The sequence below is a fragment of the Catenovulum sp. 2E275 genome (assembly GCF_025515275.1).
GTDB lineage: Bacteria > Pseudomonadota > Gammaproteobacteria > Enterobacterales > Alteromonadaceae > Catenovulum.
In genome coordinates this window covers 22,549-36,736 of sequence record NZ_JAOPFU010000031.1, presented here as the reverse complement: position 1 = coordinate 36,736, position 14,188 = coordinate 22,549, and the positions used below count along the sequence as shown (strand labels likewise).

The following is a 14,188-nucleotide window of genomic DNA, read 5'->3' as shown; positions in this document are numbered from 1 at the left end:
TACATAAATCCAAGCTGTTATTTTAGTATCTGTAAGTTTCTGGCTTAAATGGGCCTTCAACTTTAACACCAATATATTTAGCTTGCTCTGGTGTTAACTGAGTAATAACGCCGCCAAATCCTTTAACCATGTAAGCAGCCACTTCTTCATCTAATTGCTTAGGTAATACTTCAACCGTGATTGCGGCTGCTTTTTCTTCGGCTGGTAAATCGGCAAATTTAGCGCCAAATAAGTGAATTTGAGCTAAAACTTGGTTAGCAAAAGAACCATCCATAATACGAGATGGGTGACCCGTTGCATTACCTAAGTTCACTAAGCGGCCTTCTGATAATAAAATTAAGAAATCGTCTTCGCTATCGCTACGATAAACCTGATGAACTTGTGGTTTAACTTCGTCCCAGCGCCAGTTTTTACGCATAAATGCAGTATCAATTTCGTTATCAAAGTGACCGATATTACAAACTACCGCGCCCGCCTTTAATGCTTGTAATACGTTAGCGTCACATACATTATAGTTACCTGTTGTTGTAACAATTAAGTCTGTTTTAGCTAATAGTGCAGTATTAATATCTTCTAATTTACCCGTGTTAATACCATTGTTATAAGTAGAAACGACTTCGTAACCGTCCATACAAGCTTGCATTGCACAAATCGGATCGGCTTCAGTAACAGATACTACCATACCTTCTTGACGTAAACTTTGAGCAGAACCTTTACCCACATCACCGTAGCCAATTACCAATGCTTTTTTACCTGATAATAAGTGGTCTGTACCGCGTTTAATCGCATCATTTAAGCTATGACGACAACCATATTTGTTATCGTTTTTAGACTTAGTTACTGAGTCATTTACATTGATAGCTGGTACTTTTAATTCACCGTTAGCTAACATTTCTTGTAAACGGTGAACACCGGTTGTGGTTTCTTCGGTAATACCGTGGATATTTTCTAATAATTGAGGATAGTTTTTATGAAGAATTTCAGTTAAATCGCCACCATCATCTAATACCATATTTGCATCCCAAGGCTTGCCATCTTTATTAATGGTTTGCTCGATACACCAAACGTATTCTTCTTCTGTTTCGCCTTTCCATGCAAACACAGGTACGCCAGCGGCAGCAATAGCAGCAGCAGCATGATCCTGAGTTGAGAAAATATTACAAGACGACCAGCGAACTTCTGCACCTAATTCAACCAGAGTTTCAATTAATACACCCGTTTGAATTGTCATGTGAATACAACCTAAGATTTTTGCACCTTTTAAAGGTTGCTCATCGCGGTATTTAGCACGAATTGCCATTAAAGCCGGCATTTCACTTTCTGCGATGCGTAATTCTTTGCGGCCATAATCCGCTAAGTTAATATCCGCTACTTTATAATCAGTCATTGAGTCTTGCTCCAAAATATCAAATCAATTTAAATTGGTTCATATAGGGTTGGCAGTTTAACCAAACGCAAATTTAGTTAAATTCAGCCAATAAGTTTTGCTGTTCGGTTTGGCTAATTCTTGGGCCAAATTGAGTAACTACTTTGGCGGCTGAAGCACAAGCTAATTTTGCTGCTTTTTCAACAGTCCAGCCACGGCTAATTGCATATAAATATGCACCGGCAAACATATCGCCTGCACCGTTAGTATCTACCGCAGTTACTTTTGGTGATTCAACAGATACCACCTCGTTGGCACTATAAATACTGGCGCCATTTGCCCCACGCGTAACCGCAACCTGTTTAGCGCGGGTTAATAAAATTTGTGCCGCTTTGCCTAATTCTGTTTCACCGGTAAAAGTTAATGCTTCTTCTTCATTACAGAATAAAAGGTCGATTGGATCAGTACCTAATGCTTCATCAACACCGTCTTTAAAATATTTAACCATTGACGGATCAGAAAAAGTCATCGCAATTTTGCAGCCATTGGCTTTAGCTTGTTGTTTGGCCGCTGCAATTGCTGCTCTGGCCGTATCAGAAGGCACTAAATAACCTTCAATATACAAATAATCGGCATCAGCCAACTCATCGATAAATAATTCGTTTTCAGATAAATCAGCGGTAATCCCTAAATAGGTATTCATGGTTCTTTCAGCGTCAGGCGTTACCATAACCATGCATTTACCGGTTTGGCCGGTTAAGTTAAGTTCAGACACCCGATTATGTACACCCGCTTGTTTTAAGTTTTGCGAATAAAACTCACCCGTTTCATCATCGCCAACTTTACATGCATAAAAAGTTGAACCACCAAATTGTGAAATGGCAACCATGCTATTTGCCGCTGAGCCACCGCCAACGCGCTTAATTAAACCAAACTCTTTAGTTAAATTATTGAGTAATTCAATATGCTGAGCTTCGTCCAGCAAAGTCATTAAGCCTTTTTCAATATTATTAACGGCTAAAAATTCGTTTGTTACTTCAAATTCTTGATCGACCAGGGCATTCCCTAAGCCATATACCTGATATTTACGCATGTAAAAACCTAAATTTTACGATGAAAAATAATGGTGCCAGATCATAACGAGGCTGGCGCTAATTACAATAATTATCAGCCAAATCCGCGCAGATCGGCGTAAAAACTTATCTATTTGCCCAATATCAGCGGCTTTTGCCAAACGATACTGAGTAAGCTGAACTCGCCTGAGTTTAACTGAGGCATAACTAACCGCGCCACCTAACTGCACTTTTAAACAAATACTAGCGGCAGCCAAAGCCGCTAAACTATTACTAAAGCGCCAGTTTTTAGCATTTAATTTAATCACTTGTTTAAGTTGTTGCCAGTTTAAACACAGCGATAATGCAAATAGTCGCAGTGGCAACCAAGCTAAAATATGCAGTAGCCATTTAGTGGGTTGAGCAAAATGGAAAAACCTTGCTTGTTTAGCATTCCAGCTTTGATTTAATTCCAGTAATAACCTAAAACCTAAAACAAACACGGGGCCGGCTAATAAATACCAGAAAATAATCGCGTGATAAAAATAACCGGAGCGTAATACCTGATTTTCAATACTGGCTTTAACAATTCCAAGCTCAGATAAATTATCTGTGTCTCTTAGTACCCAGTCAGATAACCTGTCACGCGCTAGGTATTTTTTGCCTTTAAATAAAGCTTGTGCAATTTTCTGATGTGCCAAAGCACAGTGCTGATAACTTAAACATACCCAAACCACAATAATGTCGATAAACCAGCTCACCTCAACCAAAGGCATAAATAAATACAAAATAATCATCACAGGCAAAATAGCTGAGATTAATGCCAATGTGCCGGATATTTGTAGCTGACTTTTATGTCGTTTGGGATCTGGATGCACTTTATCCGCCAGCCGCTCCACCACCTGACGAAAAAAATAAACCGGATGATATTTATCACTAATCGGTAATTTCCAGTCCAGCACCAAAGCCACAAATAAAATCAGGACTCTGATAACATAGTCTGGAAAATCTGGCAGGTTAGCTAACAGTTCTGTCACTCACCTAACCTGATAAAATCAACCACTAGCTGAGATGAGTGTTTAGCAGCTTGCTCTAAAAAGCTTTCAAAACTACCGTGCGACTCTTTACCGGCGATATCAGATAACGCTCTAACCACAACAAACGGTGTCTTAAATTGTGCGCAAATTTGGGCAATAGCCGCCGCTTCCATTTCCACAGCTATCATCTGTGGAAAATGCTGCCGAGCCATTGCCACTTTTTCAGGGCATGCCATAAAGCTATCACCGGAGCAGATTAAACCCACTTTGGTTTGTAAATCGGTTTGCTGAGCAGCCGCTTTTTGCGCCCTTTCAATTAATGCCGGATCAGATTCAAAAGCCGCAGGAAAACCAAAACCCTGCCCAATTTCAAAACCAAATGCAGTTAAATCAACATCGTGATGACGCACCTGATTAGAAATCACTAAATCACCTACATTGAGTTCACTGGCAAAACCACCAGCCGAGCCAGTGTTTAATACGAAATCGGGTTTATGATTGTCCAGCAGCAAAGTGGTGGCCATAGCCGCGGCAGTTTTACCTACCCCGCTTTGCACTAATACCACTTCATGTCCGGCTAATATGCCGGTATAAATTTTACAAGGACCGTGTTCTTCTGTGTGTAAGTTGTCGAGTTGCCCGCGCAAAATCGCAACTTCCTGTTCCATTGCGCCAATAATGGCAATTTTAGAGTTTGTCATTTGATGATATGGATAAGAAAGTAATCAAAAATGTGGGCTAAGGATAGCACAAAGCAGGGCTTTTTGACTTGTAATAAATTCAGCTTAAAAATGAGATTTTTTTAGATTTTAACGAGGAATCAATTCATTTCAATTTTAAAAGATAATGCAGCACTTTAAAAAGCAAATGCTGCATTATCTACTTAACCAGCAGCAACCACTCTAGCAACGGCTTTTTCAAAACGAGCCAAACCATCTGCAATATCCTGAGGTTCAATCACTAATGCAGGCGCAAATCTAACTACATTCGCCCCAGCAACTAGCACCATTAAACCTTGCTCTAATGCAGCAGCCATAAATTCGCGTGCTTGACCTTGATGCGCTTCATTCATCACTGCACCTAACAACAAACCTTGACCTCGAATTTCAGAAAATACATTGTATTTTTCATTAATCGCAGTTAAATGTTCACGAAACATTTGCTCTCTTTGCATAATGCCGCTTAAAACCGCTTCGGTATTAATCACATCAAACGCAGCACCAGCAATCGCGCAGCCCAGTGGATTACCACCATAAGTTGTACCGTGAGTACCAAATTTTAAATGCTGACCAACTTCGTTAGTGGTTAAAATTGCCCCAATTGGAAAACCACCACCTAACGATTTAGCTGAAGACAGAATGTCTGGCGTTACGCCATACGCCTGATACATATATAAATGACCAGTACGACCAAAACCCGTTTGAACTTCATCTAAAATCATAAGCGCATTATGTTTATTACATAACTCACGCACACCTTTAATAAAGCTTTCAGTTGCTGGGGTAACACCGCCCTCACCTAACATAGGCTCTAAAATAACGGCGCAGGTTTTGTCTGATATTAATGCCTCTAACGATGATAAATCATTATAAACAGCATGATCAATGGCACCCGGTTTTGGACCAAACCCGTCAGAATAAGCAGGCTGACCACCCGCAGTTACGGTAAATAATGTACGGCCATGAAAGCTTTGTTTAAATGCGATTATTTGATCTTTTTCTGCACCAAATTTTTCAAGCGCATAACGACGCGCCAGTTTTAATGCTGCTTCATTTGCCTCTGCGCCAGAGTTACAAAAAAATACTTTGTCGGCAAAAGTCGAATCGACTAATTTTTGAGCTAACTGTAATGCAGGTTCATTTGTCCAAATATTACTGACATGCCAAAGCTTTTGGCTTTGCTCATTAATTGCCGATACTAAAGCTGGGTGACAATGGCCTAAACAATTAACCGCGATACCGCCTGAAAAATCTATATATTCGCGTCCTTCCTGATCCCATACGTGTGAGCCTAATCCTTTAACCGGAATCATTTGCAAAGGGGAATAATTTGGCAGCATAACCTCATCAAAGGTAGCTCGCGTCACAGTTTGTTCAGACATTTAAGTTTCTCCTTTATATTTAATAGGGGGAGCAAATTTGAATTGGGTATAGTGTAACTGCAAAATCAGAATTCACACAAAAAATAATTATTAAATATTAAAGAATATTTATTCATCACTTGGTGTGTAAACTTTCACTCTGTTTCGCCCTGTTCGTTTAGCTTGGTATAAAGCTTCATCTGCGTTTTTAATAACGGTAGCCTGGATTAACCCCTTTTGCATGCTAGATATTCCAATACTACAAGTGACTCTTTGCGCTATCGATAGTTCCAACTCAGCTACACAAGTACGAATTCGTTCAGCTAAATATTGCGCACCAATACTATCTGTTTCAGGTAATATGACCAAAAACTCTTCACCACCATAACGACCCACATAATCGGTAAGACGACAACTTTGTTTAATACACTGTGCAACAGCATACAATATTTTATCACCGGTTTGATGTCCAAAATTATCATTAACTTGTTTGAAATGATCAATATCTATCATTAAAACAGAAAATATTCGGTTATATCGGGTATGATGGTTAAAATTATTTTCTAAAATTTCCATAATAGCATGGCGGCTTTCGATACCTGTTACCGGATCTGTATTAGCTTGAATCTCGAGCTCAATCGTTCTTAATTTCACTTTTTCTTCAAGTGTTTTATTAATATCCTCTAGTTCTTTTTTCACACGCTCAAGTTCAACGTTACGCTGTTGTAGCATTTCAAGACTTGGGATGGTCAATAATTGCGGCATTAATCGCCACAGCATATAAGCGGTGGTAATTGAGATAATACCGGTCAAAAATTTAACTATTCCTTCAATAAAATAATAGCCATGCCATACATTAATTAGACCCACTAGGTGAGTCATTCCACAAAAAGCAATAAATCCGGCAAATAAAACAATCAACCAGTTAAATTTAATATCTGTTCTTTTATAAACAAAATAAACAATTGCAAAAGGAATTAACCCGTATGCAAGTACAGTTAAAAAATCACCAACTACATGTAAAAAAAGTAAATCCCAGCGCCATAATAAACAATGACCATGTGGCATCAAACTACCATCAGTTATAATATCCAGCATTCAAACCTCCATTTAAGCTTATATACCCAAGCTATCTATATTGACTTTACCTATGCCTGATCATGTCTATCTTTGATTAAAATAAGGGGTTAATTAAGCATAAACCTAAAAGCTTAAATCGGCTATTTGCTATTGAATTTTTTGATTAAAATAGCCTTTATTAACAAACTTGATTAAACTAACGCCACAGTTAAATAGACAAAATATCTTTTATTGCATGGCAACTTGTGAATTATTAACTCCAACCGCACCTAAAACCAAAACCAATAAAACAGCCGATTTGATCCGCTGGGGTCAGTTACACGGAAGCAGTCCGGCATTGGCGATCAGCCAATTAGCATTGGCTCAAACTTCACCGGTTTTATTAATCACACAAGATACCAGCAGCGCACTTAAACTCTGGTCAGAGATTGACTCTTTACTGGCAGATGAAAAAATTGGCGCGTATTTTTTCCCTGACTGGGAAACACTGGCCTATGATACATTCTCACCGCATCAAGATATTATTTCGCAGCGCTTACATACCTTAAATAAACTCCAGCAAAAATCTGGCGTGTTTGTAGTTGCAGTTAATACGCTATTAATGAAACTAGCGCCCACCAGTTTTATGCAACAATACACATTAATGCTGAATAAAAATGAAAAAACCGATATTCAGCAAATGCGCGACAAATTAAGCAAAGCTGGTTATCGTTTGGTTGATCAAGTAATGGAACACGGTGAATTTAGTGTGCGTGGTTCATTATTAGACTTATTCCCTATGGGTAGCCAGCACCCTTACCGAATTGACTTTTTTGATGATGAAGTAGACTCAATTCGCCTGTTTGATCCAGAAACACAACGCAGCGGCGAAGAAATTGCAGCAATTGATTTATTACCCGCTCATGAGTTTCCAACAGATGAAGCCGGAATTGAAAAGTTTCGGCTTAACTGGCGAGAGCAATTTGAGCCAAGTACCGACAAAGAATCGATTTATTACCAAGTTAGTAAAAAAATCATGCCGGCTGGCATAGAATATTATCTGCCTTTATTTTTTGATGATACAGCCAGCTTATTTGATTATTTACCGCAAGATGCCACCTTAGTATTAGCGCAAGATATTCAAACTCACGCTGAACATTTTCAGCAGGAAGTTGGCAAACGTTACGAAAACCGCAGATACGATAAAAGCCGTCCAATTTTGTCGCCTAATCAATTGTTTTTAACTCCGAGCGAATTGTTTGCTCAGCTTAAAAACTTTGGTCGTGTACAAATTAGCAATCAAGCAATAGAAGAAAAAGCAGGACGAGTTAATTTTGAAACCGCAGCAATCACTGAGATTGCGATTAATGCCCAACTAAAACAACCAACAGCGTTACTTGAAGATTTTATTAAAACTAAAACTGACAGAGTTCTATTTTTAACCGAATCTCAAGGCCGCCGCGAAACCTTACTTGAGCTACTTAAACCGGCAAAACTAAAACCTAAAACTCAAACCAGTATTCAAGATTTTATTACCGGCTCAGATAAAATTGGTGTGTGTGTTTCTGATTTAGAGCACAGTTTTTTAGCCAAAATTAATCAGCAAAATATTGCCTTTATAACCGAAACCGAATTATTGGGCAATCGAGTTATCCAGCGCAGCCGAAAAACTAAAAAAGGCGGAGTCACAACAACCGACTCGGTCATTAAAAATCTGGCGGAACTTACTCATGGTCAGGCCGTTGTACATATTAATCATGGTGTAGGCCGCTATCAGGGTTTGCAAACCATAGATGCCGGAGGCATACCAACTGAGTTTGTCACGCTTGAATACGCTGATTCAAAACTCTATGTGCCGGTTTCGTCACTGCATTTAATCGCCCGTTATACCGGTGGAGAAAGCGATAATGCACCGCTGAATAAACTGAGCAGTGACGCATGGGAAAAAGCCAAACGTAAAGCATTAGAAAAAGTACGCGATGTCGCTGCCGATTTATTAGATATTTATGCAAGACGCAGCGCCAAACCAGGCTTTGCCTTTAAATTGGATGCAGATAACTATCGCCAGTTTAGTGCAGGTTTTCCGTTTGAAGAAACCGAAGATCAGCAAAATGCGATTCAAAATGTTTTGGCCGACATGCAAACGCCTAATGCAATGGATCGTCTGGTCTGTGGCGATGTGGGTTTTGGTAAAACCGAAGTGGCAATGCGCGCCGCTTATGTTGCTATTAACGAAAGCAAACAAGTTGCGGTGTTAGTACCAACAACTTTACTCGCCCAACAACATTACGAAAACTTTAAAGACAGATTTGCCGACTGGCCGGTAAAAGTTGAAGTATTATCTCGCTTTAAAACCGCCAAAGAACAAAATGCAGTATTAGCACAATTAGCCGAAGGCAAAGTCGATATAATTATTGGCACACATAAATTACTGTCAAAAGATGTGCAATTTGCCGACTTAGGATTATTAATTGTCGATGAAGAACATAGATTTGGGGTTAAACAAAAAGAGTTAATTAAATCACGCCGCGCCGATGTAGATATTTTAACCTTAACGGCTACCCCGATTCCGCGTACCTTAAATATGGCCATGAGTGGGATGCGCGATTTATCTATTATCGCAACTCCGCCTAAAAAGCGTTTAGCAGTTAAAACCTTTGTTCGCCAATACGATGAAAATTTGGTTAAAGAGGCTATCACCCGTGAAATTATGCGCGGTGGTCAGGTTTATTTTCTGCATAATGCAGTTGAAACAATTGAAAAAACAGCTCAGAAAATACAAGAGCTTGTGCCAGAAGCCAATGTGATTGTCGCTCACGGCCAAATGCGTGAACGTGAACTTGAGCATGTTATGTCTGAGTTTTACCACAATCGTTACAATGTGTTGGTTTGTACCACCATTATTGAAACCGGCATTGATATTCCAACTGCCAATACCATTATTTTGGATCGGGCTGATAATTTTGGCTTAGCCCAACTGCATCAGTTAAGAGGCCGGGTTGGTCGCTCGCATCATCAGGCTTATGCCTATTTATTAACTCCGCATCCAAAACGCATGACTAAAGATGCTCAAAAACGCTTAGCCGCAATTGAAAACCTTGAAGATTTAGGCGCTGGTTTTGCGCTGGCAACTCACGATTTAGAGATCCGGGGTGCCGGTGAGCTATTAGGCGAAGACCAAAGCGGACAAATCAGTTCTATCGGTTTTAGTTTATACATGGATATGCTGGAACAAGCGGTTGAAGCGTTAAAACAAGGTAAAGAACCGTCGCTTGATGATGTTCTGCAAAATCAAACCGAGGTTGAACTTAGAATTCCGGCTCTGCTGCCAGACGATTATATTGCCGATGTGAATTTACGTTTATCTTTATACAAACGTTTAGCAGGCTGTAAAACGGCTGATGAACTGGATGATTTTCAGGTTGAATTAATTGACCGGTTTGGACTCTTACCAGATGCAGCTAAAAACTTAATTAAAGTGAATACTCTCAGAATCAAGGCAAGCAAACTGGGCATTAAGCGCCTTGAAGCCGGGCCAAAAGGGGGTGTGATAGAATTTAGTCAACAAACCAAAGTCGACCCAGGTTTTATTATTGGGTTAATTCAGTCACAGCCTAAATATTATTCAATGGCCGGACCGGATAAATTAAGATTTAATATCACCGCAGAAGATACCCGAGAGCGGATCAAACTGGTAGACTCAATGTTAAATGACTTTGCGCAAAAAATAACGGCATAACCATAATGACAAAAATACTAAAAAAAACCTTACTCGCAGCTATATTAGCTGCATTACAAACGCCAACCGCTTTTGCGGCTGAGCGCTGGTTTGAGGTTGAAATGCTCATTTTTAAGCGCAATGATGCAAATACTTTAATTGAAGATTTTGATTCGAAAATTCATACTATTAGTGTGAATAAAGCGCGGGATTTAATTAGTCCGACTTATCAGCCAGACAATAGTTCATTACGTAAATGGCTGGCTGAATGCGAACAAGCGGTATCTGTATTTGACAGCCACAGTTTAGCCACACCAACCTCGGCACTTAGCTACAAAGCCAGTGTGCAACCACCAACGCTTGTTGAAGAAGAGGCAAGTGTATTAACTTACAACGACATTCAGTCACTACAAAACCAAACAGCAGATAATCAGATTAGTCCCAAACAAGCCCTGAGCTTATTAAATAAATTACAGCCAGAGTTTGATATTGAAGCCCTTACCTTTAGCAACGCTAAACCAAGCTGGCATTATGATTTTAGCTGTATCAATCCGGCACCTGGGTTATTAAACCCAGATTATAAAAAACTCACGGCGCTTGAAATTCAAACCCGCCTACCGCGCTTGCCTGTTACAGTACAAAGAAAAGGTGATGCGCCAGTCAGCCAAGCTTATTTACTAACTGAAGAAGAGCTTAAGTTTAATACGCTTAAAGGCAAAATTGGCTGGCGGGATGATATGTCACCGCTTTTACATATCGGCTGGCGACAACCGGTAAAAGCTAAATCTCAAGAAAAGCCTTGGCGTTTATTTGCTGGCGAAAACTATACTGGCAAATTTAATTATAAAGGAGAACCTGTCACCAATGACTCTCAAGCTGATAACCAAACAGCGGAGGAATTGCCGCTAGTAGATGATCCTAGTCAGGCTTATCAAAAAGTACAGCAAAACATTCAGCAATTATTAACTCAAATTGATAATAATAACTGGGTATTAAAAACCGATGCCGATACTCAAAAACCAGAGTTAAAAACTAACCGATCTGAGCCTGAGCAGGTCTGGCAGTTCGATGGTTTATTTAAAATTTATGTAAATCATTATTTATATATTGAAACTGAATTTAATATCCGTGAAGTTACGCAAATGATTCAAAAGGAAGATACTCCTAACTTGCAATCAGAAAACAATAATCTGTATTTATATCCTTTTTATTTTAAACAAAACAAGCGTATCATCAGTGGTGAAGTACATTATTTTGATCACCCAAAAATGGGAATCGTTTTGCAAGTCCGCAAATATTCGCCAGAATAAATATTCAACATAAAGTTAAATTTATGTAAAAGACAAGTATATTGATTGACTAACAACTACCTAAGATGTTTAATCTAATGCCTGTTACAAATGACCTAGGTTTAAAACGTTTTTTGGTGTTAACCCCAATTTTGTGTTTAATATACTCAGGTTATTTACATTTAGATTAATCTGAAAGCATCAGTATTTCTTAGGTTGTTTAATGTTTTTAGTTCGTATTATTTGTTTATTATTAGTTTGTCTAGCGCCAAAGGCGATTGCTAAAGATGTATTGGATATTTTAGCGATCCATTCTTATCATGAGTCATTCATCTGGACCAGTAAGCAATTCGATGATTTTAAATCTCAATTAAATAAAAACTTACCTCAAGAACGTATAAATTATTCTGTTGAATATTTAAATGCGAAACACTTGGAAATAACTCAACCAATCAGTGAACAATTTAAAGCTTATCTAACTGAAAAATATCAACTAATCCAGCCTGATCTTATCTATGTCACTGACGATACAGCTCTTGAAACTTTATTAAATAATCCACCCGCATTTTTGAAGAATATACCAATTGTATTTTCAGGCATTGATAATTTAACAGCTTTAAATGATATCCAGTATCAAGAAATCACAGGGGTTTTTGAAAGTGAATATTATGAGGAGTATTTACAGCTAGCTAAAACTTTATTTCCAGCAGCAAAACAAATTTTATTATTGGGAGATAGTTCCTCAACTGATGATATTGTGGCGCAACAACTAGAAGAGTTTAACCTTAAAAATAATAAAACTCTTCCTCTTATCCACATTAGAGCAAAGCAACTTGATCAGCTAGTTGAGCAACTTAAAACCTATCCTGAAGCTATTTTTTTAACAGGAACTGTCGGGAGTCTGTCAACAGGCAACAAACTTGTGAATTCAGAAAAGTTATTATCAGAGTTAAACCAATTAGGTAACCCAATTTTAATGACTGGCCAAGTAAAAGCAGGTGCATTAGGTGGATTACAGCCGAAAAACTCGTACGGAGAAGTTGCAGCCGATTTAGCCACACAGGTAATTTTAGGAAAACAGGCCAGTAAAGTACCTAAAATATATCATACAGATAGTGAGCTCGTATTGTATTGGGATAAATTAAAAGAGCTAGGCATTACCCTCCCTAAATCATTAGCAAAATCAGCTACTATATTGAATAAACCAGACAGCTTCATCAAACGTAATCAAACTATTTTACTCTGGATTAGCGTTATTTTTTGTTTATTCGCGATTATCTGTATTTTAGCTTTTGTATGGATTATCCAACAACGCAATAAAGTGATTAAAGAACAGTTTAGAGATTCACTTACTGACTGTGCAAACAGGCCCAAATTAATTCAAGATCTAAAATACTTTAATAATAACCTTGCTTTAATTGATATTAATGATTTTAGAATTCTCAATAATTTTTATGGCAATCAAGTTGGGGACAGGTTATTACAAGAGTTTGCCAGAATTCTAAAAGCTGAGATTGTATCCAAAATTAGGATATATAGGGCATATGGAGATATTTTTGCTTTACTTTTTCCAGATGATTTTACTCAAAGCCAGTCGATTAGATTTATTGAAAATTTAATCTCCAGAATTGAAAATTACGTATTTTTTAGTGGCGATTTAAATATATCAATTACAGTTGTTGTAGGCATCAGCTCATGTAATGGCAAACAACGAATAAATGAAGCAACAACAGCACTCAACAATGCTAAACAAGACAGAAAAAGCTGCGCTATTTATCAACATAACTCTAGCTTACAAGAAAAACAGCTACATAATGCTATTTGGTCAAGAAAGTTAAAGTCTGCGCTTAGTGCTAATCGCATTACAACTTATTTTCAACCAATTATTTGTAATCAAACTGGAAAAATCTGTAGCTATGAAGCTTTAGTCAGATTAATAGATAAAGACGGCTCTATCGTTTCCCCTTTTCATTTTTTAGATATTGCAAAAAAGAACCGACAATATCCTCAGATTACTAAAATTGTTATCGACCATTCAATTGAAATAGTCAAAAAGAAACAAGTTAATATTTCGATTAACCTAACTATTGCAGATTTATCTCACCCTGAAACTCTAAATTATATAGTTCAAGCGATTACAACGAGTCAGACTGGTCACTCAATTACATTTGAAATAACAGAAAGTGAAGGAATAGAGAACCATCAGCAAATTAACGAGTTTAGTAAACAAATTAAAGAGTTAGGGTGCCGACTATCAATTGATGATTTTGGCACAGGTTATTCTAATTTTTCTCACTTAATTGATTTAAATGCCGACCATTTAAAAATTGATGGTTCAATTATTAAACGTTTATTAACCGACCCTAAAGCTGAATTAGTAGTTGCGACAATAGTTGAATATGCAAAAGGCATGGGTATGAAAACAGTTGCTGAATTTATTGATAACCCAGAACTACTACAAAAAGTGATAAAAATGGGAATTGATTATTCACAAGGTTTCTTTCTTGGTAAACCGAGCTCAGAAACATTAGCTGACAGTCAGATTGATCTAACTGGGCTAATGAATCAACAGCCGTTTGAATCGTAA

9 protein-coding genes are annotated in these 14,188 nt (G+C 38.1%); 3 read left to right on the top strand and 6 right to left on the bottom strand.

Going from position 1 to position 14,188, the window contains the following annotated elements:
• Positions 1 to 22 precede the first annotated feature (22 nt).
• The 6 genes from ahcY to N7931_RS13725 form a co-directional block, all read right to left on the bottom strand.
• Entirely contained in the window at positions 23 to 1,387 is a 1,365-nt protein-coding gene (gene ahcY, locus N7931_RS13750) for an adenosylhomocysteinase (RefSeq protein WP_262794849.1), read from the bottom strand.
• A 73-nt stretch (positions 1,388 to 1,460) separates the two neighbouring features.
• On the bottom strand, positions 1,461 to 2,459 hold the full coding sequence (locus N7931_RS13745; protein ID WP_262794847.1) for an adenosine kinase: 999 nt from the start codon (positions 2,457 to 2,459) through the stop codon (positions 1,461 to 1,463).
• Positions 2,460 to 2,474: 15 nt separating this feature from the next.
• On the bottom strand, positions 2,475 to 3,455 hold the full coding sequence (locus N7931_RS13740; RefSeq protein ID WP_262794846.1) for a cobalamin biosynthesis protein: 981 nt from the start codon (positions 3,453 to 3,455) through the stop codon (positions 2,475 to 2,477).
• Positions 3,452 to 4,156 (bottom strand): 5'-methylthioadenosine/S-adenosylhomocysteine nucleosidase, encoded by a 705-nt coding sequence (gene mtnN / locus N7931_RS13735; RefSeq protein ID WP_262794844.1) that lies wholly within the window; start codon positions 4,154 to 4,156, stop codon positions 3,452 to 3,454. Before mtnN ends, N7931_RS13740 begins: the two co-directional genes overlap by 4 nt.
• A 182-nt stretch (positions 4,157 to 4,338) precedes the next feature.
• Positions 4,339 to 5,556, bottom strand: a complete 1,218-nt coding sequence (locus N7931_RS13730) for an aspartate aminotransferase family protein (protein ID WP_262794842.1) — start codon at positions 5,554 to 5,556, stop codon at positions 4,339 to 4,341.
• 108 nt (positions 5,557 to 5,664) lie between these two features.
• Positions 5,665 to 6,633, bottom strand: coding sequence for a GGDEF domain-containing protein (locus tag N7931_RS13725; RefSeq protein WP_262794840.1), 969 nt, complete (start codon positions 6,631 to 6,633; stop codon positions 5,665 to 5,667).
• A gap of 217 nt (positions 6,634 to 6,850) precedes the next feature.
• On the opposite strand from N7931_RS13725, the gene mfd reads away from it, so the two are divergent.
• From mfd to N7931_RS13710, 3 genes are all read left to right on the top strand, one after another.
• A complete protein-coding gene (gene mfd / locus N7931_RS13720) occupies positions 6,851 to 10,333 on the top strand; it encodes a transcription-repair coupling factor (RefSeq protein WP_262794839.1) in 3,483 nt (1,160 codons plus the stop codon).
• 5 nt (positions 10,334 to 10,338) lie between these two features.
• Positions 10,339 to 11,622: a peptidoglycan binding protein CsiV gene (locus N7931_RS13715; protein WP_262794838.1), complete on the top strand. Its 1,284-nt coding sequence runs from the start codon at positions 10,339 to 10,341 to the stop codon at positions 11,620 to 11,622.
• Between the two features lie 202 nt (positions 11,623 to 11,824).
• Entirely contained in the window at positions 11,825 to 14,188 is a 2,364-nt protein-coding gene (locus N7931_RS13710; protein ID WP_262794837.1) for an ABC transporter substrate binding protein, read from the top strand.

What these genes read in the sequence shown, in the direction of transcription:
- ahcY (WP_262794849.1), bottom strand. Translation starts at nt 1,387, where the DNA reads ATGACTGATTATAAAGTAGCGGATATTAACTTAGCGGATTATGGCCGC.
- N7931_RS13745 (WP_262794847.1), bottom strand. Translation starts at nt 2,459, where the DNA reads ATGCGTAAATATCAGGTATATGGCTTAGGGAATGCCCTGGTCGATCAA.
- mtnN (WP_262794844.1), bottom strand. Translation starts at nt 4,156, where the DNA reads ATGACAAACTCTAAAATTGCCATTATTGGCGCAATGGAACAGGAAGTT.
- N7931_RS13730 (WP_262794842.1), bottom strand. Translation starts at nt 5,556, where the DNA reads ATGTCTGAACAAACTGTGACGCGAGCTACCTTTGATGAGGTTATGCTG.
- N7931_RS13725 (WP_262794840.1), bottom strand. Translation starts at nt 6,633, where the DNA reads ATGCTGGATATTATAACTGATGGTAGTTTGATGCCACATGGTCATTGT.
- mfd (WP_262794839.1), top strand. Translation starts at nt 6,851, where the DNA reads ATGGCAACTTGTGAATTATTAACTCCAACCGCACCTAAAACCAAAACC.
- N7931_RS13715 (WP_262794838.1), top strand. Translation starts at nt 10,339, where the DNA reads ATGACAAAAATACTAAAAAAAACCTTACTCGCAGCTATATTAGCTGCA.
- N7931_RS13710 (WP_262794837.1), top strand. Translation starts at nt 11,825, where the DNA reads ATGTTTTTAGTTCGTATTATTTGTTTATTATTAGTTTGTCTAGCGCCA.